The 23,927-nt window shown below is 59.6% G+C and carries 16 protein-coding genes, 1 tRNA gene and 2 pseudogenes; 12 read left to right on the top strand and 7 right to left on the bottom strand.

Annotated features, from left to right (window positions below; genetic code table 11):
• Positions 1–619: 619 nt before the first annotated feature.
• Complete coding sequence (locus RIFP1SYM_RS07060; RefSeq protein WP_005961057.1) at positions 620–5,617, top strand: beta strand repeat-containing protein; 4,998 nt, start codon at positions 620–622, stop codon at positions 5,615–5,617.
• Between the two features lie 212 nt (positions 5,618–5,829).
• Here RIFP1SYM_RS07060 and RIFP1SYM_RS07055 read toward each other — a convergent pair.
• The 4 genes and pseudogenes from RIFP1SYM_RS07055 to RIFP1SYM_RS07040 form a co-directional block, all read right to left on the bottom strand.
• Positions 5,830–6,198, bottom strand: a pseudogene (locus RIFP1SYM_RS07055) (transposase); the annotation flags it as partial.
• Between the two features lie 431 nt (positions 6,199–6,629).
• The gene (locus RIFP1SYM_RS07050) at positions 6,630–7,820 is read right to left on the bottom strand and encodes a carboxylate--amine ligase (protein ID WP_006475558.1); all 1,191 of its coding nucleotides are present in this window, start codon (positions 7,818–7,820) and stop codon (positions 6,630–6,632) included.
• 351 nt (positions 7,821–8,171) lie between these two features.
• On the bottom strand, positions 8,172–9,530 hold the full coding sequence (gene dgt, locus RIFP1SYM_RS07045; protein ID WP_006475557.1) for a dGTP triphosphohydrolase: 1,359 nt from the start codon (positions 9,528–9,530) through the stop codon (positions 8,172–8,174).
• 9 nt (positions 9,531–9,539) lie between these two features.
• Complete coding sequence (locus RIFP1SYM_RS07040; protein ID WP_240991718.1) at positions 9,540–9,683, bottom strand: diguanylate cyclase; 144 nt, start codon at positions 9,681–9,683, stop codon at positions 9,540–9,542.
• A gap of 262 nt (positions 9,684–9,945) precedes the next feature.
• Here RIFP1SYM_RS07040 and RIFP1SYM_RS07035 point away from each other — a divergent pair, with 262 nt between their 5' ends.
• Positions 9,946–10,587: a DUF2959 domain-containing protein gene (locus RIFP1SYM_RS07035; RefSeq protein ID WP_050798727.1), complete on the top strand. Its 642-nt coding sequence runs from the start codon at positions 9,946–9,948 to the stop codon at positions 10,585–10,587.
• Positions 10,588–11,099: 512 nt separating this feature from the next.
• On the opposite strand, the gene RIFP1SYM_RS07030 is transcribed toward RIFP1SYM_RS07035, so the two are convergent.
• Positions 11,100–12,464, bottom strand: coding sequence for a sensor domain-containing diguanylate cyclase (locus tag RIFP1SYM_RS07030; RefSeq protein WP_005961050.1), 1,365 nt, complete (start codon positions 12,462–12,464; stop codon positions 11,100–11,102).
• A gap of 24 nt (positions 12,465–12,488) precedes the next feature.
• Between RIFP1SYM_RS07030 and RIFP1SYM_RS07025 the strand changes: the two genes are divergently transcribed.
• The 4 genes from RIFP1SYM_RS07025 (at position 12,489) to RIFP1SYM_RS07015 (ending at position 14,247) form a co-directional block, all read left to right on the top strand.
• Complete coding sequence (locus tag RIFP1SYM_RS07025; RefSeq protein WP_139042089.1) at positions 12,489–12,713, top strand: P-loop NTPase family protein; 225 nt, start codon at positions 12,489–12,491, stop codon at positions 12,711–12,713.
• 300 nt (positions 12,714–13,013) lie between these two features.
• Entirely contained in the window at positions 13,014–13,451 is a 438-nt protein-coding gene (locus RIFP1SYM_RS18995) for a S16 family serine protease (RefSeq protein WP_139042088.1), read from the top strand.
• On the top strand, positions 13,400–14,101 hold the full coding sequence (locus RIFP1SYM_RS07020; RefSeq protein ID WP_240992047.1) for an inositol monophosphatase family protein: 702 nt from the start codon (positions 13,400–13,402) through the stop codon (positions 14,099–14,101). The genes RIFP1SYM_RS18995 and RIFP1SYM_RS07020 overlap by 52 nt, the downstream gene beginning before the upstream one ends.
• A gap of 69 nt (positions 14,102–14,170) precedes the next feature.
• Positions 14,171–14,247: transfer RNA gene (locus tag RIFP1SYM_RS07015), tRNA-Asp, on the top strand.
• A 68-nt stretch (positions 14,248–14,315) separates the two neighbouring features.
• Here RIFP1SYM_RS07015 and RIFP1SYM_RS07010 read toward each other — a convergent pair.
• A complete protein-coding gene (locus tag RIFP1SYM_RS07010) occupies positions 14,316–14,966 on the bottom strand; it encodes an HAD-IIA family hydrolase (RefSeq protein WP_005961046.1) in 651 nt (216 codons plus the stop codon).
• A 39-nt stretch (positions 14,967–15,005) separates the two neighbouring features.
• On the opposite strand from RIFP1SYM_RS07010, the gene RIFP1SYM_RS17400 reads away from it, so the two are divergent.
• Entirely contained in the window at positions 15,006–15,425 is a 420-nt protein-coding gene (locus RIFP1SYM_RS17400; RefSeq protein ID WP_139042086.1) for a hypothetical protein, read from the top strand.
• 540 nt (positions 15,426–15,965) lie between these two features.
• The gene (locus RIFP1SYM_RS06995; RefSeq protein ID WP_005961045.1) at positions 15,966–16,232 is read left to right on the top strand and encodes a hypothetical protein; all 267 of its coding nucleotides are present in this window, start codon (positions 15,966–15,968) and stop codon (positions 16,230–16,232) included.
• An 84-nt stretch (positions 16,233–16,316) separates the two neighbouring features.
• Here the strand turns inward: RIFP1SYM_RS06995 and RIFP1SYM_RS06990 are convergent, their stop codons facing one another.
• On the bottom strand, positions 16,317–17,093 hold the full coding sequence (locus RIFP1SYM_RS06990; protein ID WP_006475203.1) for an enoyl-ACP reductase FabI: 777 nt from the start codon (positions 17,091–17,093) through the stop codon (positions 16,317–16,319).
• 1,436 nt (positions 17,094–18,529) lie between these two features.
• Between RIFP1SYM_RS06990 and RIFP1SYM_RS17980 the strand changes: the two genes are divergently transcribed.
• The 4 genes and pseudogenes from RIFP1SYM_RS17980 to RIFP1SYM_RS06970 all read left to right on the top strand — a co-directional run bounded on the left by RIFP1SYM_RS17980 (position 18,530) and on the right by RIFP1SYM_RS06970 (position 23,906).
• Entirely contained in the window at positions 18,530–19,453 is a 924-nt protein-coding gene (locus RIFP1SYM_RS17980; RefSeq protein ID WP_240992046.1) for an ABC transporter substrate-binding protein, read from the top strand.
• A complete protein-coding gene (locus tag RIFP1SYM_RS06980; protein ID WP_005961042.1) occupies positions 19,450–20,427 on the top strand; it encodes an ABC transporter permease in 978 nt (325 codons plus the stop codon). The genes RIFP1SYM_RS17980 and RIFP1SYM_RS06980 overlap by 4 nt, the downstream gene beginning before the upstream one ends.
• A 45-nt stretch (positions 20,428–20,472) precedes the next feature.
• Entirely contained in the window at positions 20,473–21,873 is a 1,401-nt protein-coding gene (locus RIFP1SYM_RS06975) for an ABC transporter permease (protein WP_010088112.1), read from the top strand.
• A gap of 12 nt (positions 21,874–21,885) precedes the next feature.
• Positions 21,886–23,906 (top strand): annotated as a pseudogene (locus RIFP1SYM_RS06970) (ABC transporter ATP-binding protein).
• The last annotated feature ends 21 nt before the right edge of the window (positions 23,907–23,927 follow it).

Here is a 23,927-nt window from a genome sequence, read left to right as displayed (position 1 = left end):
GCGCAACTACAGCTGGAGTGGGATAAATAGCTTTAAGGAACCTGGTTCACAGATTGGGCATTCAGGGAAGAAGTCTACATCCGAGAGATCAGACGAAAAAAGTTAGTGGCCATTTACGTGCATCCTATTGATGCAAAAAACTGCTAGCGGATAAGCTCAAAGACAGATGAGATGCCACTGCTATCTTCTTGTTTTTATGGGGATTATACTTAAAAGCCTCCCCTATAGCAGCAACTCAATGTGGAATACAGTGCTGATAAGAGTGCGTCATTTGTGCACAGACGAAGTAAAGTCTTAACTTAATTCCCCTTTCAAATCATCTATTTATGTTTAAGGATTGAGGTTCCTCACAAAACACACACCAGTGCCAAATGTTGCGTGACAGAAGTCACACTCCCCCCAGCAGTCCTCGTCCACGATATTGATCACCCCATAGGAAGCAAGAGAATGGAGCCATTAGTTTCTTGCTGTTGCCCGGGCAACAGGGGAGCAGGCATCCAGTTTCAGCTGGACTCTGTGAGCAAGGAATCCGTCTTTAAGATCAGACGGATAAGCGACATCCTTCAGCCCCCCTGTTAGTAGAGGCAAGAAAAGCCAACAAAAATGGGGGGATGTATCAATGTTTATGACAAAGCGCACCAAGCCACTCTATCCTTTGGCTCTGCTGCTCAGCACTCTGCTGTCAGGCTGTGACCTCAGCTTGACCGACGATCTTGCCACCAACACCGCAGCAACGGCCCCAGATAACGATCCACCTGCTATTACCTTGCTCGGCGCCACGCCGCTCACGGTGGAGGCAGGCAACAACTACATTGACTCGGGCGCCACTGCCAATGACGCCAAAGATGGCGACATCAGCGCCAACATCGTGCTCAGCGGCAGTGTCGATACCACCACCCCCGGTAGTTACATCCTCACCTATAACGTCGCTGACGCTGCCGGCAACAACGCCGCTGCAGTGACCCGCACCGTGGTGGTGGCCGATACTACCGCACCGGTCATCAGCCTCACCGGCGACGCTACCCAGACGATCAATCTAGGTAGCAGCTACAGCGACCCCGGGGCCAGCGCCACTGACTCACTGGATGGCGACATCTCTTCCAGTATCGTGGTTTCCGGCACCGTCAACACCAGTGCGGTAGGAACCTACACCCTCACCTACAACGTCGCTGACGCCGCCGGCAATGCCGCCACGGCAGTCACCCGCACGGTCAACGTCGTCCTGGTGGTCGGTCTCGATAGCATCCCGCCGGTGATCACCCTGAACGGCGCCAGTCCACAGACAGTTTCGGTCGGCACCAGCTACAGTGATCCCGGCGCCACTGCGAATGATGACCGGGATGGCGACATCAGCGCCAACATTTCGGTCAGCGGCAGCGTCAACAGCAGCCTGGTCGGCAGCTACAGCCTGAGCTATAACGTTTCCGACGCCGCCGGCAATGCAGCAACAACAGTCACCCGCACGGTCAACGTTGTCGATACTACCGCCCCCGTGATCGCCCTGAATGGCGGCAGTCCCCTGGTGCTGGAGGCCGGCACCACCCCGTTCAGCGATCCTGGCGCCATCGCCACAGATAATGTGGACGGCAATATCAGCGCCAACATCACTGTCAGCGGCTCGGTCAACCGGGCGGTTGTCGGTGTCTACAGCCTGACCTACAGCGTCTCCGATGCGGCCGGCAACAACGCCAGCGCCACCCGCAGCGTGACGGTCAATACCGCAGCCGCACCGGTAATCACACTGAGCGGCGACAACCCGCTCTCAGTCCGGGCGGGTGATACCTTCAGCGACCCCGGCGCATCCGCCATTGATAATGTCGATGGCGATCTCTCCGGCAGTATCAGCGTCAGCGGCACGGTCGACACCTCCACCGTCGGCAGCTACACCCTCACCTACACGGTTACCGATGCGGCTGGCAACAGCGCCACCCAGACTCGCACCGTCAACGTCACCGAGACCACCGCCCCGGTCATCACCATCACGGGTGACAATCCGCTCGCCCTGGAGGCTGGCACTACCGCCTATAGCGACCCAGGCGCCAGCGCCAATGATAATGTCGACGGCGATATCACCGGCAACATCACCACCAGCGGCAGCGTCGACAGAACCACTGCCGGCACATATACCATCACCTACACAGTCAACGATGCAGCCGGCAACACGGCCACCTCGACCCGCACGGTCAACATCTCGGCCGCCACCGCACCGGTAATCACCCTGAGCGGCGACAACCCGATGACGATAGCCGTGGGCGCCAGCTTCACCGACCCAGGCGCCAGCGCCAACGACAACTTCGATGGCGATGTTTCGGGCAGTGTGACCATCAGCGGTACGGTCGACACCAACACCCTCGGCGACTACACCCTGACCTACCAGGTCACGGATGCGGCCGGCAACACCAGCACTCAGAGCCGCACCGTCAGTGTTACCGACCAGACTGCACCGGTAATCGTCCTCGCCGGCGACAACCCACAGACTGTCGACGCAGGTTCCAGCTATAGTGACCCAGGCGCCAGCGCCAGCGACAACATCGACGGCGACATCTCCGCCAACATCAGTGTCAGCGGCAGCGTCAACACTGCCGTACTGGGCAACTACACCCTGACCTACAATGTCTCCGACGCCGCTGGCAATGCAGCCACCGCAGTCAACCGCACGGTCACCGTTGCCGACCTGAGCGCGCCGGTGATCACCCTCAGCGGCAGCGACCCGATGACGGTCGCTGCAGGTTCAGTCTTTACTGATCCCGGCGCCAGCGCCAGTGACATCGTCGAGGGTGACCTGAGCGCCAGCATCGTCACCACCGGCAGCGTCAATACCGCGGCAGTGGGCAGCTATACTCTGACCTACAACGTCTCCGACAGTGCTGGTAACGCCGCCACTGCGGTGACCCGCACCGTCAACGTCACCGATCAGACCGCACCAACGATCACGCTGAGTGGCGACAACCCGATGGGGGTGGCCTTGGGCGGCACCTTTACCGACCCTGGTGCCTCTGCCAGTGACGCCATCGACGGCGATATCTCAGCCAATGTCACAGTCAGTGGCACCGTCGATACCAACACCCTGGGCAGCTACACTCTGACCTACAACGTCTCCGACTCTGGAGGCAATGCAGCAACGCCAGTGACACGTACCGTCGAGGTCAAAGATCTCACCGGGCCGGTCATCACCCTCAACGGTGACAACCCACAGACCGTCTCAGTGGGTGCGACCTACAGTGACCCGGGGGCAACCGCTATCGATAACGTGGACGGGGATCTCTCAGGCAGCATCACGGCCAGCGGTAGTGTCAACACCGCGGTCGCTGGCATCTACACCCTGACCTACAGCGTCACCGATGCGGCTGGCAACAGCTCCACCCTCGATCGCACGGTGGTAGTGGCTGACCAGCCCCCTACCCTGGTATTGATCGGAGACAACCCCTTCACCCTTGAGGGGGGCACCCCCTTCACCGATCCGGGCAGCACCGCCACCGATGATGTGGACGGTGACATCTCCGCCAATGTGGTGGTCACCGGTAGTGTGAATAACGCTGTGGTGGGCAGCTACACCTTGACCTACAACGTCACCGACAGTGCTGGTAACACCACCACGGCCACCCGCACCGTCAACGTGGTCGATACCACCATACCGGTGATCACCCTCATCGGCGCTAACCCGATGGTACTCACCGTCAATGTCGACACCTATAGTGAACCGGGCGCAACCGCCAGCGACACGGTGGATGGGGATCTCTCCGGCAGCCTAGTGATCGGCGGCGATACAGTCGATACCAACACCATCGGCAGCTATAGCGTGACCTACGATGTCACCGATGCCAGCGGCAATGCCGCGACTCAACTGACCCGAACGGTTCAGGTGACAGCACCCGCCCCGGATGCACCAATCAATGTGAGCATGAGCTTCAGCTTTAAGCAGATCAGCTTCAGCTGGGACGCCTCGGCCGGTGCTGATCACTATCGTCTGATGGTCAACCCGGATGGGGCCTCCGGCTTCAGCGTGGTCTCCGGTGCAGAGGCGATCGCCGGCACCAGCCATACCATCGACATTGCCACCCATCTGCAGGATTGGGCCAATGCCCGCTACATGGTAGAGGCCTGTAACGCCGGCGACACCGCCTGCAGCGGCTCTGCCGAGCAGGCCACCAGCGTGATCGACTCGATCAGCAGCATCGGCTATTTCAAGGCCGGTAATGCAGGCCCTGGCGACAACTTCGGCCTGAGCGTGGCGATCAGCGCGGATGGCTCCACCATGGCCGTTGGCGCCCCGCTGGAGGACAGCGCCACCACTGGTGTTAACTCCACCCCGGACGAGGCAGCCGCCGATGCCGGTGCCGTCTATGTCTACGTCTTCTCCGCCGGCAGCTGGAGCCAGCAGGCCTATATCAAGGCATCCAACACCGGCGCGGGCGACGAGTTCGGAACCTCCCTGGCACTCAGTGCCGATGGCAACACCCTGGCGGTTGGCACCATCAAAGAGGACAGCGGGACTACTGGTGTCAGTGTCGACAGCAGCGCTGCGGATGAGTTGGCAGTCGATGCCGGTGCCGTCTATCTCTTCACCCGTTCAGGCACTACCTGGAGTGAGCAGGCCTACATCAAGGCATCCAATACCGAGGCCGGTGATGCGTTTGGAGCATCCGTGGCACTCAGCGCCGATGGCAACACCCTGGCGGTGGGAGCCACCCTGGAGGATAGTGATAGCGATGTAATAAACGCCGGCGAGGCAGACAATGCTGCAGACAGCGCGGGTGCCGCCTATGTGTTCACCCGCAGCGCCACCACCTGGAGCCAGCAGGCCTACATCAAATCGGACCACTCCAAAGGCAACACTACATACGGCGGAGATCTGTTCGGCACCTCGATCGCTCTGAGTGATGATGGCAACATCCTGGCAGTGGGCGCCATCCATGAAGACGCCGATGCCGCCGGCACTATTAATGCGGTCGGAAACTCAGGTGCAGTGTTTGTCTATACTCGTGCCGCAGGCACCTGGAGCCTGGATGCGATGGTCAAGGCAGCAAATGCTGGCAGTGACCACCTCTTTGGCTCAGCGGTCGCCCTGGGCAGCGACAGCACCAACCACACTCTGGCAGTGGGAGCTACAGGTGAGGATAGTGACACCATTGGCGTCGACTCGATTCCCAATCCAGCCGCCAGCAATGCCGGTGCCGCCTATACCTTTACCCGTCCGCTCACCGGTGGAGCCTGGACCCAACAGGCCTATATCAAGGCCTCCACAGCCAGCCGGCAGCAAGACAAGTTTGGCTATGCGCTGGACCTGAGTAGCGACGGCGCCCTGCTAGCGGTAGGCATGCCCTGGGAGGACAGGTCAAGCAAGGGCGTCAACGACCCGAACTTCACAACCAGCACAGATTCTGGCGCGGTGTTTGTCTACGGACGCAGCGGCAGCAATTGGAGTAGTCAGAGCTATGTCAAAGCCTCCAACACTGGCGCTAGCGATAAATTTGGCTATGGGCTCTCGATCAGCGGCGATGGCTCTACCTTGGCAGTCGGCGCGTATTGGGAGGACAGCGCAGCAACCGGAATCAATCCAGCACCAGGGGTCGATGCATCTGCTATAGAGGATATAGGCGCGGTCTATCTCTACTAACCTTCATTGATCTTGCAGTGACAAGACGGCCTCCTCGGAGGCCGTCAGATTGATGACAAACCCCGGCAAAAATACCGGGGTTTGTTTTTGAGAGGGCCGCAGAAGTCAGGCTGGCTGATTCAGCAGCAGCACAGGCACAAGGCAATCGAATAGCCCAAACGGAAGGCTAAGCGCAGCCTGGACGTTAAGAGACTGGGCAGTGGCGCCATAAATCGGGCCAACAGCAGCGCGATCTTTTTCATGTTCTGACAGGCTGCAGCCAGCAGATATTGGGTCAGCCCCCGGAAACGGGCATAGCGGTGCCCATGCAGCGGCTTAGCATCGGCGAAACTGCGCCCCACCGTCTCCCGACGCCGCTCGGACACACGCCGGCCCCAGTCCGTTAGCCGCTTCTGATTGACTTTCTTTCGATCCTCTTCCCACATATGGCGGATGACCACCTTCTGGGTGTTCTGGCTGCGGGTACATCGATCAAGTAGGGGGCAGTCCTTGCAAAAGGCGGGGGCAGACTTGTCTTCCCGATAACCTGTCCGGTTGGTGGTGCTGTAGCGCAGCCGCTGGCCCTCGGGGCAATGGTACACATCCTGCCGGGCGTCGTAGCTGAAGTCCCACCGTTTTAGCCAGCCTTTGGGAGTGTGCGGGCGCTTGTTGCCCACCACCCCGCCAATGCCCCGTTCCACCAGTCCGTGACAGACCGCCGTCGTGTTGTAACCGGCATCCAACCCCACCACCAGGAGTTTGAATTTGAAGCGTTCACACTGCCGATCCAGTCGCGCCAGATAGGGGCGCGCATTGTTGATCTTGCCTGGGGGTGACGTAGGTATCGGTGATCAGCCCATGACGCCCATATGGCCTCCGAGGAGGCCATTTTTTTTGCTACTGATAACGCCCCGGTAGTGGGAGAGGATCTCAGGCAGCCATGCAGACACAATAAGGGGGATCAGCAGTTGATACTTGTAGAAGAGGTTCGGGCTCTCCCCTGCTGTATGCAGATGCAGGGAAGTACATTTAATCAGCGTCTGATGATAAAACTGACGACCTTGCGCAGCACATCCCCGACATGTTTGAGCACAAAACTGAAAAAGACGACAGGATCCTTAGGGGTCCAGTAACGATAGGCTCGATTGCCTTGAAGGCTTTTCCGCCACTCAGCGAAGCTCAGTAGTTTCCTTTTGAAATGGACATAGGTACTGGCAATCTCTGCCCTTTCGTCGATATAGATAACCGGCAGTTTTTTCGGCGGCTCCGCTACGATCTCCATACCGGTTATATAGTTGTATGCCGCCAACGGTATATTCACCCCATTCAAGGTCGCCACATACTCCTGCTGATTCAGGCGACCGGCTGTCGGCTCCATTACGTAGTAGTGTCCATCCAGCTCATGGCGTTTGAACTCTACCGAACCAAAGCCTTTGAAGCCTACTTTCTTGAATATCTTTTTGGTCTCTTCCTCGATCCACTTGTTATCGACGACCACGGTGGTTGCGGTACTACCAGTACCCACGGGCCACTGCCGCAGCTTATAACCGGTAAACAGCACAATGTCATCCCCTGTCTCGCCGAAATAGCCCAAACAGTAATGCACGTTGCTGTCATTGCCGGCGATCCACTCTTGCACGATCAGGCTGTCGCTATACGACAGAGCCATGCTGCACACTGAGAGGAACTCTTCTGCATCGGCAAGATGAAATGCCTTCGCCAGGCCGGACTCCCGCCACAGGGAACTCTTTGAACTCGGCTTGAGGATCGCAGGAAAACGGTAGCTAGCGGCAACCTGCTGCAGATCTGTTGTCTTGTCGATCACCAGCGTCTTTGGAATCAGAATCTCGTGCTCGAGCGCATAGGCCGAGAACTTTTCTTTATCCAACAGCAGATCGATCATCGCCGCATCCGGCATATCGATCAGATAGAGGGGATCCAGCAGCTCCCGATGTTCTATGTAGAAGGTGACATGGGCATCGGCTGTCAGCATCAGCACAGGCCGTTCACTCTGCAGCTCGGGCAGACTGGTCAGCAACGCCAACAGCTCTTCATCATCCTTGAAGTGATACTTCCGACTGCACAGCCTGGTCTTGGCCTCCGGAACCGACGCATCAGGATAGAATCCAATCAACGGGATACCATAGGGGGCCAGCGAGCGCAGGATACCATAGCCGGCGAAATTGATATCGAGAACGACGACTGAGGTTAACTTATTTTTCACAGACAACTATGTTCTTGTTCGCGCCATAAACTGACTTCATCAAGCCAGCATTGGAGATGGGATGAGATGAGATTCGGAGCATTGTTCTTTTTGTGATTACCTTGGGTTAACGAGAATAGATCACCATACCCATTACGCTTGACCGCTCTTTATATCATACAGATTCAAAAAGCGTGGTGAGGGCTACTGTTACATGGCTACGCGCATGCCGCTACATCTATCCTCTCTGCACAGCGCTCCAGCTATTCGGAAGCTATTTTCAGCGTCCGTTTGCCACTCGTCAACTACAAACCAGGGCTACCCACGGGAAGATAAAACAGGTTCACACTATGCGAAAAAGCTTACCAGCACTCAGCCTCCAGGCAGAGAGATGCCGGTGACCTTTTTGTAGAGGGAGACCGCATAGGAGTCGGTCATGCCTGCGACAAAATCGGTGAGTTTGAGTAACCGGGCGTAGTCATCCGCCACCGGACGCCGCCCCAGACCGATAAACTGCTCCGGGATCAGACGGATCATCATCAGGCTGCGTGGACTGGCTCGTTCGCCCCGCACAGCAACATCATCAAGCACCCGCACAAAACGCTCCAGCAGCTCACTGATCACCTGGAAACCGGCGGTCTCTATCTCCACCACCTCACGGGCACAATAGAGTTTCTCCCGCGCCACCTCGATCAACTGGTTCATCTCCTGTTGGTGTGGGATATGCGACATCAACGGCTGGTCGAAACGACCCGCCAGGATATCGGCCTCATTGTCGAGGAAGCAGGCCTTGCACTCGATGATCGTCTGATTGATCACCTTGGCACGCAAAAACTCAATCTTCTCCTTATCACCGATGATCCCGTTGAGCCGCTGTTTCAACTTGTCCGGCTGATTTAGTACAGAAAGATAGAGATCCAGTGCGCTCTCAAAACTCAGATGGCCTACCCGATAGCCATCCTCGATATCGATCACCCGGTAGCAGATATCATCCGCAGCCTCCACCAAGAAGGCTAGCGGATGACGGTACCAGATGCCCAACATCGGATCGCGCCGGATCAGCCCGACACTCTGCGCCACCATCTCAAAGTGCTCCCGGTCCTCGGCAGTAAAGCCCGGTTTTTTAGCACTGACCCCATCAAACCGCCCGGATCCGATGCAGGACTCCCGCGGATACTTTGTGAAGGCCGCCAAAGTGGCGGCGGTGAGTTGTAGACCGCCAGGGTTGTCGCGGTTCTGCAGACGGGTGAGTACCCGAAACCCCTGAGCGTTACCTTCAAAATTGAGAAAGTCTTCGCGCTGACTGTCACGCAGCACCCCCACCCGTTGGCTGCCGTAGGCGGAGGTCTCTGCCCAGAGGCGGATCGCATCCTCTCCGGAGTGGCCAAATGGCGGATTGCCGATATCGTGGGCGAGGCAGGCGGCGGCACAGATATCACCGAAGTCCGACGCCTCGCTCGCCACCAGGCGATGCCGGGCGATGATCTGCTCCCCTACCAGGGTACCCAGTGAGCGTCCCACGCTGGAGGACTCTAGACTGTGGGTCAGGCGGGTACGCACATAATCGATCTTGGTGAGGGGGAAGATCTGCGTCTTGTCCTGCATGCGGCGGAACGCCGATGAGAAGACGACGCGATCAAAATCACGCTGAAAGTCGGTACGCGCGGTGATCTCCGAAGGTTTCTGGCTGGAACCCAGCCGCTTGCGGGAGAGCAGCCGCTGCCACTGCATCGTCATCAGCTAGTCCCAACCGATCACGTCGTAGCCGAGATCACGCGGACAGCGCTCGACATAGCGCTTATAGGTGAGATGAAACTGATTCGAGGCGGTTACCAGCAGTACCCCAAGCGCATCCCTGGGGATACAAAAACAGTCACGATTCACCACTATGCCGGCCTCCCTATTGTGAGCGCTGACCTTACCCCAAATCGAGGCCGCTCTGCATCACCCCATCCCGAGCCGTCGCGGCAACCACCGTAGGAGATCCCAGTGCCGTGCCAGCCTTACCTTCTGCCTTAGGCCTGTGGCGGAAGCGCACCAGCCAGCGCAATCAGCAACGCTCCAGCGCCCCCCGGCACCAATGCCAGCGGGCGGCCCACTATGGCAGCATGGTCGCAAACGAAACCATCCAGGACACCCATGCACCATGCTCAATACACGACTCCTCCCACTTCTACTACTCCTGCTCACAGGCTGCTCCACGCTCTACTACGACACCATGGAGAAGGTCGGCTACCACAAGCGCGATATCCTGGCAGACAGGGTGGAGGCAACCCGCGACGCCCAGAGCGAAGCCCAGCAGCAATTCAGGTCGGCCCTGGAACAGTTTGCCGCGGTGATCGAGCTGAAGAATACGGATCTCAAACAGGCCTATGCGGCTCTCAATGACGAATACGAAGAGAGCCAGTCAGCGGCGGACACGGTATCCGAGCGTATTGACAAGGTCAAATCGGTGGCCGATGCACTGTTCGACGAGTGGCAGGAGGAGTTGGGGCTCTACAACAACCAGAGCATGAAGGCGGCGAGCCGGAAAAAACTGCAGCAGACCCGCAAACGCTACGCCAGCATGTTGCAGTCGATGCTCAAAGCGGAACGTGCGATGCAACCGGTACTGAACACCTTTCGCGACAACGTGCTGTTTCTCAAACACAACCTCAACGCCCAGGCGATCGGCACCCTGCGTGGTGAGTTCAGCGCCCTGAAACGGGAGATCGACCAACTACTCGAACGCATGAACCGCTCCATCGAACGCTCCAACCGCTTCATCGACAGCCTGCAGCAGGGATAAACCCACTTCATCGGCCAACCCCCACTTTCACTCCACCCCGCTGAGGGCTCCATGGACATCAACTTATTCAATTTGGGTAAATCACCGCCTCAGGCGATGCGACTCGAAAAGGCTCTGCCGTTGAAGCCTGCTTAATTATTATGGAAGAAGTCCGGGTGAGCATAGATATCGATAAAGGCAGGGATTCAGTCCGCAAAAAACGCACATAAGCCTTTCTGACAACGAACTAAAGTGGCGTCACTGGATTTGCACAATAGCCGTATTGTTTGCGTTATTTGTGGATCATTCTTTTAGCAGGGCTGGTTAGTACACGGGCTTATCCGAGGTAAACGGCGGAAAGGTTTGCCGGCCCCATCCATGAGCCTTCATCAAACTACCCACTTAGCGGGTAGTAAGTGAGTTGGCGGTGAGTATGCAGTCGGGAGCATCCGCACCTGCTCTTCTTCTCCCTGCGAGGTTTCAGCCTGACGTGACCGAGCAAATATTTGACACCAAAGCGCCCGGGCAGCCACCTATTCTGAGGATGTGGCGGGGCGATAACGCACTACCCTGTTGCGTCCCCCCGCTTTTGCCTGATAGAGCGCCTCGTCCGCGTGGCCGATCAGTGTCTGCTCATCCTCTACCTGATCGTCGGGATAGGCGCTGCAACCAACACTGACAGTGACGCTCAGCGAGGTGCCGTTGTTTTCCACCCGCATCTCCTCGATCCGTTTGCGGATGCGCTCCCCCACTTCTGCCACCTGGGATGTAGCAGCGCCCGGCAACACCATGAGAAACTCCTCACCGCCATAACGGATCAGGATATCTTCGCTGCGCAGTGCTTCACGTGCCTGTTCCGCCACACCGGCCAACACTTTGTCTCCGCTCAAGTGGCCATAAGTATCGTTTACCGATTTGAAGTGGTCGATATCAAAAATACAGAGCCCGAACGGACTGCCAGAGCGTCGGCTTCGCCCAAACTCTTCATGCAGACGCGCCAGGCCGAAGCGGCGATTGTAGACATCGGTTAATGGATCGATGGCAGCGATATGCTGCAATTGGCTGTGGGTAAGGGCATTATTCAGGGCCAGACCGTAGCCCTGCCGGACCAGTCCCAATAACCACAGGGCATCCCGGGGAAAGGCCGTACCTGTGGCCAGCACTACCACCCCCTGACTCTGCTGCTTGAAACTGACCGGGATCAACAGGATCTGACTCGGTCGAAAGCTGGTCAACACCCCTTCGACCATCACCTCTTTCGGCAGATCGAGTTGCCGGATCTCACCGCTGTTCAATGCGTTCAGCAGATGATTGCTCTGTGCGATCGACTCCACCCGCTCCAATCCACGGTTCGCCGCGACCTGCAGTTCGCCCTGCATCTCCACAAACACCGCACCAGCCGCAGCTTCGGTATGCTCGATCAACAGATCAAGGGCGTGTTGATTGAGTTCGTCCAGATCCAGCTTTGATGAGAGGGCATGGGAGAACTCACTGGCCGCGTTGTCCAGCTTGCGCGAACGCATCAGCTCCGCGACTAGCTGATTGAAGGCGGCGGCCGTCGCGCCGATCTCATCGTCAGAATCCTGGGGGACAAAACAACTCTTGGCATCGCAGTGGCCCCAGCTTTGCTGTCGCGTCGCATTGTGGATCATCCCTTCGGTGGACTGCATATGCTCCACCAGCAGATTCAAGCGCGGCTGAACCACACCATAGACCAGCAGATAGTTGACCATGGCCAGCAGCACCCCAGCCGCCAGGGTGATGGCGAAAAAACCGGGGCGAATCACCTCGGCCTCGGGAAACTCCAGCATCAGCAGCAGAAACGGAAATATGATGCCAACGACGATGCCGAAACCGAGCATCCAGATGGCCAGGTCGGCAAATACTTTTTTTGTCATTCGTTGTTTGTGTTTGTTTAGTTGGTGCAGTTTTCGTTGGGTTTTCGCGGCGGTCCCTCCTCTGCTTTTCTGGAGGTGCTGGATGGGGAGCCGATTCCGACCTTCCACTCTGGGTATGTCGCGGTTGCTTTTGATCTCTCCGACGTTCTGTTTGTGTCCGCCTCCACTGGTCTGTTTTTGGGGGCTGCGTTGCTGGTTCGGCTGGTGGTGCTGTGTCTGTTTGTCTGGTGTGGGGACGCGCTTGTCTAGCTCGTGGGGCGCTTTGTGGTGCTGCGGTTGGTGGATGCCGCTGGATTCGAGCCGGATGCGGTGGTTTTTCGTGAGGCGGCGGTGCGCGATCTCGTGCGGTGCTAGAGTCGCGATGCTGGTTTCGGTCTTGTGGCTGGCGGGGTTGGCCAGGTGTGTCGGGCGGTTGTTAGTGCGGTTGTTCTGATGACGCCTGCGCGGGATGTGTGTGTGATTCGCCGGCGGTTGGCGTTGTATTTGCGCGTGCCGGGTTTCCTCTTCGGTCGTGGTGGTGGTGCGGATGCGGTGTGACGGGTTGTTGGTGTGGGCTGGGGCGAGGTGGGTGGGGAACTGCTGCTCCTCGAGGTGGCTGTGGTTCGGGGCCGGGGGCGTCTTCGGCTTACTGGCTGGTTGGTTGAGGTTGTGGATGTGTTGCTGGGGGTTGGGCTGCTTGTGTTTGGCCTCCTGGCGATCTCCTTGGGTGTGTTGGGTCGCTTCTACCGGTATTGTTATTTGCCCGTCTCTGTGTCGGAATGGGCTTGGCTTCCGGCTGGTTCGTTTGGCTTCCTCAGTTTGTTGGCCTTCTTTGTCTGTGGGTTTCCTGGTCTCTCGGTCTGGGCGGGTTTTGGTCTGTGTTGTGCGGTCTCGCTGCTGGGGGGTTTGTTGCCCGTTTGTGGCCTCGCCGCGTCGCTGCTTGGCGGGCTTGGTGGTTGTTTCGTGAGGGTGGTTTTGCGGTGCGGGAGCGGCTGGGATCTGGTGTAGTTCCGGTCGACTCTCAGGTCGCCTTTCTTGGTGAGGCGGTTCCGGTGGATGGATGGGGTGCTGTGGTTTGCGCTTGTGGTGATGGCCTGTGGGTTGTCTGGCGGGTCGGTGGGCGTACCGACTTCTCCCGCGGGTTGCGCTGTTTTGGGGTCTCCCTGGCGCTGATTCACAACAATCACACCGAACTGGGGCTGATCTACGATCCACTCCGGGGTGAGTGTTTTCACGCCATCGCCGGCCAAGGTGCCTGGCTCAACGGAACCCCGCTGCAGTTGAACGAGAGACGTTCGACCCTGGGCGACTGCATTGCCATGGTGGATCTCAAGCGCCTGCCCCCGGAGCTGGGATGCCGCCTGGTCAGCGAGCCGCCCTATCGCTCTCAACGCAGCATCGGCAGTGTCGCACTCGACTGGTGCTGGTTGGCGGCGGGCCGACTGCAGCTCTACCTGCACGGCAGCTCACGCCTCTGGGATTATGCGGCGGGACGGTTGATCTTCAGCGAAGCAGGCGGCATCAGCCGCCTGCAGGAGAGCTTCATGGCCAACGCTGACGACAACCAAAGCCTGCACCCCAAAATCGCGATCGCAGCCACCAATCGCCATCTGTTTGAGCTGTGGAGCAGTTGGCTAGATACGGCGAACAAAAAATAGTTAAGGGTTTTTCTGTGATGACTGTTGACCTGCCAAAAAAAAGCCGTATACTGCCGCGCTTCTTCCAGTGGAGCGGTAGTTCAGTTGGTTAGAATACCGGCCTGTCACGCCGGGGGTCGCGGGTTCGAGTCCCGTCCGCTCCGCCATCTTCCCTGCATAATTCTTTGCGCAAAAGGGCTCTGACAAAGCCCGGCTCTTAGCACCATTTCACCCTCTAGCCTGACCGCAGCAACGTCAGAGCGTCGCTCAGTTGCTCCAGATTATCGCAGTCCCAATCCGCGCGCGGCAAACCTTCAGGCCAGGGCTTCCCCGGAGCAAAGCGACCGGTTCTGACCAGTGCTGTTCGCATTCCCAAGCGCGCCGCACCGGCAATATCGGTGTCGGGACGATCCCCCACCATCAGGCAGTGCTCCGTCTCAATTCCCAGCCGTTGCAGAGCAATCTCAAACAGCAAGGGTTGCGGCTTGCCGATGATCAACGGCTCCACTCCGGTGGCTATCGCAAATGGCGCCAGCAGGGCACCCCCACCGGGCAGGATACGATGGCAACCATCAATGGTTGCGTCCACCGTGGTATCGGGATTGGTACCAATCAGACGGGCGCCCTGTTTGAGGATCAGATTGATACCGGTGGTGAGGCTCTCATAGTCGAGCCCGGCGCCCTCCCCCACCACGACAAAATCTGCCGCCTGCTGATCGGCAGTGCCCACCTCGGCCAGCGCCTGGTGCAATCCAGCGGCACCCACTGCAAAGTAGCGAAAGCCGGGCTGTTGTTCGGCCAGATGGAGGGCGGTGGCCTGGGCCGAGGTGATGATCTGTGCCGGATCAGGGCGCTCGAAGCCGAGCCGGGCCAGCTTCTCCGCCACCGCAGCTGGCGGCAGGATCGGGTTGTTGGTGATGAAGGCGTGCGGCAGAAAGGCGATACGCCTGATGCGGTTGGGCGGATCGTGGAGGTGCCGTTCGCGGTGTTGGGGGGCTCCTTCGATGTCGATCTGGAGGGCTTCGGTCGGGCTGGCCGGGGTCGTGCGCGTCGTATGTTGGTTGGGTTTTCTGGGTCTGCTGCTTCGGTGACGGTGGGTGGGGGATCCTGGTGGGTTGCTTGTTTGCGGGTGCGGGTTGAGTTTGGTGGTGCCTTTTCGGCTGTGTCGTGGCGGGTGTTTTGCGATGCGGGGTTGGCGGGTGCCTGGGGTGATTTTGGTTTTTTCGGGCCTGGCGTTTTGGCTCTGGCTTTCTGGTCGTGGTCTTTGTCGCTGATGGCGTGGTCGCTGAGCGGGGCGTTGTTGTGGGGCTTTGGTTTTTACTTGGTCCTGTTGTCTTCGCTGTAGTGGGTTGCTTTGCGTTTGTTTTCCTTGGGTCGGCTGGTGGTGTCGTCTTCCTGCTGCCCGTGGGAGTCGGCCCGCCTCTGTTTGTCGTCTGTGGCGGGTCTGTGCGCTCTGGGTTCTGCAGTTTCTTCCAGCCTGTTCCGGGCCGCCTGCTCGCTCTGGTTGCGGCTGGTGTGGTTTGAGTGGGTGTGTGGCGCTTGGGGTGGGGTTTTGCTGTGTTTGCCCAGGGTGTTGTGTGGTTCCTTCTCATGGTGTTTGCTGGTTGCGCACAACTTGCGTTGGGTTGTAGTGCTTGGTTGGTTTTGTTGGTTGTTGTTCCGCGTGTTGGTTGCTCGGGAGGCGCGTCTCACGGCGGTGGCTTTGTTCAGGGCGGAGTTGATTGCCTGGTTTCGCGGCCCGCAGGCGGGCTCTTCGGCGAGGTTTGGGTGGGTGACGTTTGTCGCGGTGCTGCTGGGGGGCTAATCGATCGAGGCAGTTGCTGGGGACTACTCCACCAAGCAGCTGAGTGGGGTCAAGCGCAGCGAACGTGGTGTTCTCTACAGTTTGCTGAGTGATATTTTCAGTGCCCCGCGTCCCAAGGATGGCAAGCCAACATTAGGTATCACTAGGCTCGGCAAGGGCGACTATGCGGTCTATGCACTTAGTACGGTGAGTGACGGCAACGTCGAGGTTGCCGACGAGGCGGCGAAACAGCGCGAGATCGACAACCTGAAACGGCTGCAGGGGCGCAGTGACTTCAATCATCTGCTGTATGATATGAAGGGGCGGGCGAAGATCACGATCACGCTCCAGTCGGAGGCGACGCAGTAGGCCTGCGGTTTAGGGTCTCAGACGAGATCCTGAGAAAAAGCCGCACGACCTGGATAAGGTCGTGCGGCTTTTTTCATGGAAGGATCAGGCGCTGCCGAGGATATGGTAGCCGGAGTCGACGTAGAGCACGTCGCCGCTGATGCCGGAGGCGAGGTCGGAGCAGAGGAAGGCGGCGGCGTTGCCGACCTCCTGGATGGTGACGTTGCGGCGCAGTGGCACCTTCTTCTCCGCCGCGTCGAGCATGCTCTTAAAGTCCTTGATGCCGGAGGCGGCGAGGGTACGGATCGGCCCGGCTGAGACCGCATTGACGCGGATCCCCTCCGGACCCAGCGAGTCGGCCATGTAGCGCATGGTGGCCTCCAGGCTTGCCTTGGCCACGCCCATCACATTGTAATTGGGTACGGTGCGCACTGCCCCGAGGTAGCTCATGGTGATCAGCGCTGCGTTGCGCCCCTGCATCATGGCGCGGCCCGCCTTGGCCAGGGCGGCGAAGGAGTAGGCGCTGATGTCGTGGGAGAGGGCGAAGCCTTCGCGGGTCAGATTGTCGAGGATGCCGCCCTCCAGATGGTCGCGGGGGGCGAAGGCGGCGGAGTGGACGATGCCGTCGAGGCCATCCCACCGCTTACTCAGTTCATCGAAGACCGCCGTGATCTGCTCGTCGCTGGTCAGGTCCAGCGGCAGCACGATATCGGAGCCGAACTCAGTGGCCGCCTTCTCAACCCGCTTCTTCAGCTTGTCGGTCTGATAGGTGAAGGCGAGCTGTGCACCCTCGCGGTGCATGGCTTCAGCCACACCCCAGGCGATGGAGCGGTTGCTGGCAACGCCGACGATCAGAAAACGTTTGTCTTGTAAAAATCCCATGGAACGATTCCTTGGTGGTGTCATCAAAAAGAAACGCGGATAATGCGGGCTACCGCGTGGGCCTGTGCCGCATCCCGGATCTCACGGATCGGCGACGCAATGGCTCGGGCGAAATAATAACGGCGTAAGTTACCGGAAACTCAGCAGATAAAAAAGAGCAGGCACCCGGAGAGATGCAGAGATCGGCTTGGCAATGGGGATGGATCGGGATAGCGCTGAGCCTGTTGTTGTCACTGTCCGGTTGTGGTGAGAACCCTTGGAATAGTCCCTACCGAAGCGGTGATGCGTCGGGTCGGTTCGTCTCCCGCTTCTTGTCCTGGTGTTCCGCGCCCTTTGCCTCTGCGCTCTGCTCGGGCTCGATCTGGTGTGTCTTTTTCGCGCAGATCTCCGAGTGGCCGCTGTCGTTTTCCTTTTTCTCTCGGGCGTGCCCTGTTTTCGCTCTGTCGGCGGACTGCATGCGGCGGGTGCGGTGTCTTTCTTCGGCTGGCCTTTCGGTGTGGCTTGTTTGCCGGTCGGGGTCCATGGGCTTCTGGCTTTCTTCGGTAGGGCTTCCGTTCGGCTTGCGCTCCTCGCCCCCGCGTCTGTTCGGGTGTTGTTGGTGGGTGGTCTCTCTCTGGCGTGAGCTGATGGCGGTGGGGTTTTGGCAGCTCTGTGCGTTGGACGGTTTCGCGGGGCGGGGGAGGGGGGAGCTGGCGGCTGTCGGGTCCGTGTGCCCTATTTCGCTCTTGTGCTTTTCGCGTTTCCTCTGGCCGGTCTGGGTGGCCATGGGGTGGTGCATTTTCTGTTTCACCGCGGTGATCAGCCGGGTTTGCGGGTCGTCGTGTTGTCTGGTGCGTGTGATGGGCCCGGCCTGTCCCTGTCTCGCTTTGCGGGCGTTTGCGCTGTCGGGGGTGAGCCCTTTGGATCGCTCCCTCTGCAGCGTTTGCTTGAGGGGGTGGTGCGTGCAGCTTGTTTCCTGGATGGCGATGCCTTTTTTCGGGCCTTTGTCTTGTTCTGCTTTTTGCTTCTTTGCCCATTCGGGTTTGTGTGGGTGCTACCTCAAACTGGGCTTGTGTTCTGTTTGGCTAGTTCTTTTCGTGCTGGGCGAGAACTACCCTCACCTGCGTATGGTGTTGGCGGGCAACCGCTGGTTTCTCGTTTGCCGCTGTTTGTCTTCGTGGGTGCTGGAGGGCTGTGTCGGTTGGTTGTTGGGGGGCTCATGGGGTTCTTTGCCGTTGGTGGCGCGTTCGTTCTGCGGGCTTTCGAAGGTGCGCTTCGTGTCCTGGGCTGGGTTTCTGCGGGTCTGGTCTGCTTGGTCCTTCCTGTTTTCCGGCTGCTTCGCTTGGGTGGTGTCGTTTTGTTCCCATGGCTGTGTGGGGTTTCCTGCTGCGGTGCGGTGGCTGTGGTTCTCGTTGCCTGTGTCGGTGCTGAGTTGCTCCTATTCCTTGGGTTTGAATATGCGTGATTCGGTGGTGGGTGGCGACTCCGAGCGGGCACGGCTGCTGCGCCGTGCCATCGCCATCGCCGCCGACTACGAGGAGTTCATCTCGATCTTTGCCAACGGTCGCGGGGTGCCCGCCCAGGGGCCGATCCCCCAAGGAATCTATGGTCACCGACCGGGTGTGGCAGGGCATAACCCCTATGTCTATGAAGTGCGCGATGGCAAGATCAGGCGTCGTCCCATCGAGCAGGCGAAGGCGCTGATGGCGCAGGCGGGCTACCCGGGCGGACGTGACCCGCAGACCGGTAAGCCCTTGGTGCTCAACTATGATGCGGTGGCCACTGGCCCCGATGACAAGGCGCGGATGAACTGGTGGCGCAAGCAGTTTGCCAAGCTCGGCATCCAGCTGGTGGTGCGCAGCAGCGACTACAACCGATTTCAGGAGAAGATGCGCAAGGGTACCGCACAGATGTTCAGCTGGGGCTGGAACGCCGACTATCCTGACCCGGAGAATTTCCTGTTTCTGCTCTACGGTCCCAACGCCAAGGTGAAGGGGGAGGGCGAGAACGCCGCCAACTACGAGAACCCCGAGTTTGACCGCTTGTTCAATAAGATGAAGAACATGGACAACGGCCCCGAGCGGCTCGCCATCATCGATCTGATGGTGGAACTGCTGCGCCGCGAGGGTCCCTGGCTCTGGGGGTATCATCCCAAGGCGTTCTCTCTGCACCACGCCTGGTATCACAATGTGAAGCCCAACCTGATGGCCAACAACACGCTCAAGTACAAGCGCCTGGAACCGGCGCGACGGGTCGAAAGCCAGCGCGCCTGGAACCCGCCTGTGCTCTGGCCGGTGATCACCGGATTGCTGATCCTGCTGATCTCGTTGATGCCGGCGGTGGTGGTGTTCCGCCGGCGTGAGCGGAGTGCCGCCCGATGATTGCCTACATCATCCGCCGCATGCTTTATGCGATCCCGATCCTGATTGGCGTCAACGTCATCACCTTCGCGCTGTTCTTTGTAGTCAACTCACCGGACGACATGGCGCGCATGAACCTGGGCACGAAGCGGGTCACCGCACAGGCGATCGAACACTGGAAGGCGGAGCGGGGCTATGACAAGCCGCTGCTGATCAATAGCCAGGCCGGTGGTATCGAAGTCGTTACTGACACGATCTTCTTCCAGAAGTCGTTGAAGCTGTTCCAGTTTGAATTTGGCGCCTCCGACTCAGGCCGTGACATCGGCTACGACATCTCCCAGCGGATGTGGCCGAGCCTCGCCATCGCCCTGCCGGTGCTGCTGGTGGGGCTGGCGCTCAACATCACCTTCGCGCTGCTTATTGCCTTTTTTCGCGCCACCTATATCGACCTTTGGGGGGTGGTGATCTGTGTCGTGATGATGTCGATCTCGTCGCTCTTCTACATCATCGGCGGCCAGTATCTGGTGGGCAAGCTGCTACATCTGGTGCCGATCTCCGGCTATGATCCCGGTATGGGGGGGCTGAAGTTTCTGATCCTGCCGGTCATCATCGGCGTGATCGGCGGCATCGGTGCTGGCACCCGCTGGTATCGCACCCTGTTCCTCGAGGAGATCAACCGCGACTATGTGCGCAGCGCCCGCGCCAAGGGGTTGAGTGAGCAGTGGGTGCTGTTCGGCCACGTCTTTCACAACGCCCTGATACCGATCCTCACCGGCGTGGTGGTGGTGCTGCCACTGCTGTTCATGGGCAGCCTGATCACCGAGTCCTTCTTCGGCATCCCCGGGCTCGGCAGCTACACTATCGACGCTATCAGCCGTCAGGACTTCGCCATTGTGCGCGCCATGGTGTTCCTTGGCTCGGTGCTCTATATCATCGGCCTGATCCTCACCGATATCTCCTACACTCTCGTTGATCCGCGGGTGAGGTTGCAGTGATGGATTTGCATAACCTGTTTGATCCTTCCGCTGGAGTCGCGCTGCATGCCTGAGCTGGTGATCCTCTGGACCGATGCGCTGATCTTTCTGCTGCTGGTGCTGGCAGTGGGATTCGGCCTGCTCGCCAGTCGTCGCGAACACCTGCGCGCGCCATGGCGGCAGGTGGCGCGTAGCCGTATCGGCATGGGGGCGCTGGTGGTGCTGAGCTTCTATGTGCTGATCGGCCTGCTCGATTCGATCCACTATCTCCCGGCGGACAACGGTGAGCCAGGTGCCGGCTCGGCTGAGGTGTTGAGCGTTTTTGACTGGATGGTGACGCCGATCCGTACCCGTCAGGAGAAGAGCTACTCGGCCCCTCTGGCGACCCATCTCTACGCCAAGGAGAGCATTGAACTGGCGGATGGCCGCACCAGCCGGGCCTATCCCCGGCTCAAGTATGGCGGCGCCCACCTGCAGGATCCGACGGCTGACTGGGCCACTGATCTGCTGGCCCATATCGTGCGGGGGGTGCTGATTGGGCTGCTCGGCTGGGCGCTGATCGCCTCGCTGCTAGTCTGGCAGCTGGCGCGTCGCCAGGCTGTTGGCTTCCGAGCGATGCTCTTGCAGATCTTGGCATTTGATACCCAGGTCCCCTGGCGTACCCTGTTGATCACCCTTGGCGTGGTGTTGCTGCTTGGTTTTGTCGCCTTCACCTTGGGCAGTAGCTACCATCTGCTCGGCACCGACAAGGTGGGTGAGGATGTCTTCTACCAGGCGCTGAAGAGCATTCGCACCGGGCTGCTGATCGGCACCCTCACCACCCTGGTGATGCTGCCGGCGGCGATCTTGCTCGGCATTATGGCGGGCTACTTCCGCGGCTGGGTCGATGACCTGATCCAGTATAGCTACACCACCCTGAACTCGATCCCCGGTGTGCTGCTGATCGCCGCGGCGATCCTGATGATGCAGATCTACATCAGCAACCACGAGGCCGACTTTGCCAGCCTCACCGAGCGCGCCGACCTGCGCTTGTTGTTTCTCTGCATCATCCTCGGCGTCACCAGCTGGACCGGACTCTGCCGGCTGCTGCGCGGCGAGACCTTCAAGCTGCGCGAATTGGAGTATGTGCAGGCGGCGCAGGCGTTTGGCGTTGGCCATTTCACCATCATCGGCCGCCACATCCTGCCGAATGTGCTGCATATCGTGCTGATCACGTTGGTGCTCGACTTCAGCGGGTTGGTGCTGGCGGAGGCGGTGCTCTCCTACATCAACATCGGTGTCGATCCGACCATGAACAGCTGGGGCAACATGATTAACTCGGCGCGCCTGGAGATGGCCCGCGAACCGATTGTCTGGTGGTCGCTGGTGGCGGCGCTGTTTTTTATGTTCACCCTGGTGCTGGCCGCCAACCTTTTCTCTGACGTGGTACGGGATGCCTTCGACCCGCGCCTGCGCAACAGCCGATAGACGGGAGCCTCGATGCGCGATCCTCTGCTGCAGATCAATGGCCTGAAGACCGAACTGGGGGATGAATCCAACCCGGTGCGGGTGGTGGACGGCATGGATCTGCAGATCCGCCGCGCGAGACCCTGGCGCTGCTGGGTGAGTCGGGCTGCGGTAAGTCGATGACTGCCCTCTCCATGATGCGGCTGCTGCCCCATGGTGGGCGTATCGCCACCGGCAGCATCCACCTCGACGGCGACGATCTGTTGGCCCTCTCGGAGCGGGAGATGCGTGGCGTGCGCGGCGGTAAGATGGGAATGATCTTCCAGGAGCCGATGACCTCGCTCAATCCGGTGATGCGGGTGGGAGAGCAGATCGCTGAAGCGGTGCGGCTGCATGACGAACTGAAGGGCCGGGCGGCGGTGCAGCAGCGGGTGGTGGAGCTGCTCGACGCGGTGGGTATTCCCGATCCCGAACGACGCACCCGAGAGTATCCGCACCAGCTCTCCGGTGGTATGAAGCAGCGGGTGATGATCGCCATGGCCCTGGCCGGGCGGCCGGAGCTGCTGATTGCCGATGAGCCGACCACCGCGCTGGATGTGACCATCCAGGCCCAAGTGTTGCGCCTGCTGAAGCAGCTGCAGCGGGAGACGGGCATGGCGATCCTGCTGATCACCCACGACCTGGGGGTGGTGGCGGAGTCAGCGGACCGGCTGGCGGTGATGTATGCTGGGCAGATCGTCGAAACTGCCGATGTGGCGGACTTTTTCGCTGCGCCGAAACACCCTTACAGTCGCAAGCTGTTCCAATCCCTACCCGACAGCCACAAGCGCGATGAACAGCTTGCGGTGATAGAGGGCAGTGTGCCGCCTCTGGACAGCCGCTTCGAAGGTTGCCGCTTTGCCGAGCGCTGTGAGCTGGCGGTGGCGCGCTGTCATAAGGAGATTCCTGCCTGGAACCCGACCGCCCCGCAGCAAGGGGTGCGCTGCCTGCTCTATGCCGACAAGCCGATTCAGCCCGGTGCCAGGGAGAGGAAGGTCCAGGCAGTGCGCCACGATGTCGACCACGGAGAGACACGGCTGCTGCAGGTGGAAGGCTTGAAGGTCTACTTCCCGATTCATAAAGGGGTGTTCCGCCGGGTGGTGGGGCATGTGCGGGCGGTGGATGGGGTCAGCCTGGCGATTCCCAAGGGCCGAACCCTGGCCTTGGTGGGGGAGTCGGGTTGCGGCAAGACCACCGTCGGCAAAGGCATACTGCAGCTGATCCGGCCCACCGCAGGCAGCGTTCGCTTCGGCGTTGATGAGCTGACCGAGATGCGTGGCGAGGTGCTACGCAGGCGCCGAGGCGATATGCAGATCATCTTCCAGGATCCGATGTCGTCGATGAACCCGCGTATGCTGGTGGGGGATATCGTCGCTGAGGGGATGCTGGCACAGGGGATGGGGGATCGGACCAGCCGCCAGCGGCGGGTGGCGGAACTACTGGAGCAGGTGGGGTTGCGTGCCGACGCGGCCAGCCGCTATCCGCATGAGTTCTCCGGCGGCCAGCGCCAGCGCATCTGCGTCGCTCGGGCCCTAGCGGTGGAGCCGCAGCTGATCGTCTGCGACGAGCCCACCAGCGCTCTGGATGTCTCAGTGCAGGCGCAGATCCTCAATCTGCTGAAGTCGCTGCAGCGGCAGCTGGGGCTCTCCTATTTCTTTATCACCCACAATATCTCGGTGGTGGCCTATCTGGCCGATGAGGTGGCGGTGATGTATCTGGGGCGGATCGTCGAACAGGGGCGGGTCGATGAGGTGCTGGAGGCTCCGGCCCATCCCTATACCCAGGCGCTGCTGTCGGCGGTGCCGGTACCCGATCCGCAGCGGCAGCGTTCGGTGATCCGCCTCGAAGGGGATATGCCGTCACCCTCAGACCCGCCAGCGGGTTGTCACTTCCATCCCCGCTGCCCGGAGGCGATGGCGCACTGCCAGGCGGCCTATCCCGATTCGGTGAGCCTGAGTGGCTCCCATCGGGCCAGCTGTCATCTGCTTGCGACAGACGCTGCCAGCCATTCTTGAGGTTGTCGAACTGTCGATCTT

The organism is endosymbiont of Riftia pachyptila (vent Ph05) (assembly GCF_000224455.1).
Lineage (GTDB): Bacteria > Pseudomonadota > Gammaproteobacteria > Chromatiales > Chromatiaceae > Endoriftia > Endoriftia persephonae.
The sequence above is the reverse complement of the archived record's forward strand: the minus strand, read 5'-3'. Positions and strand labels throughout refer to the sequence as shown.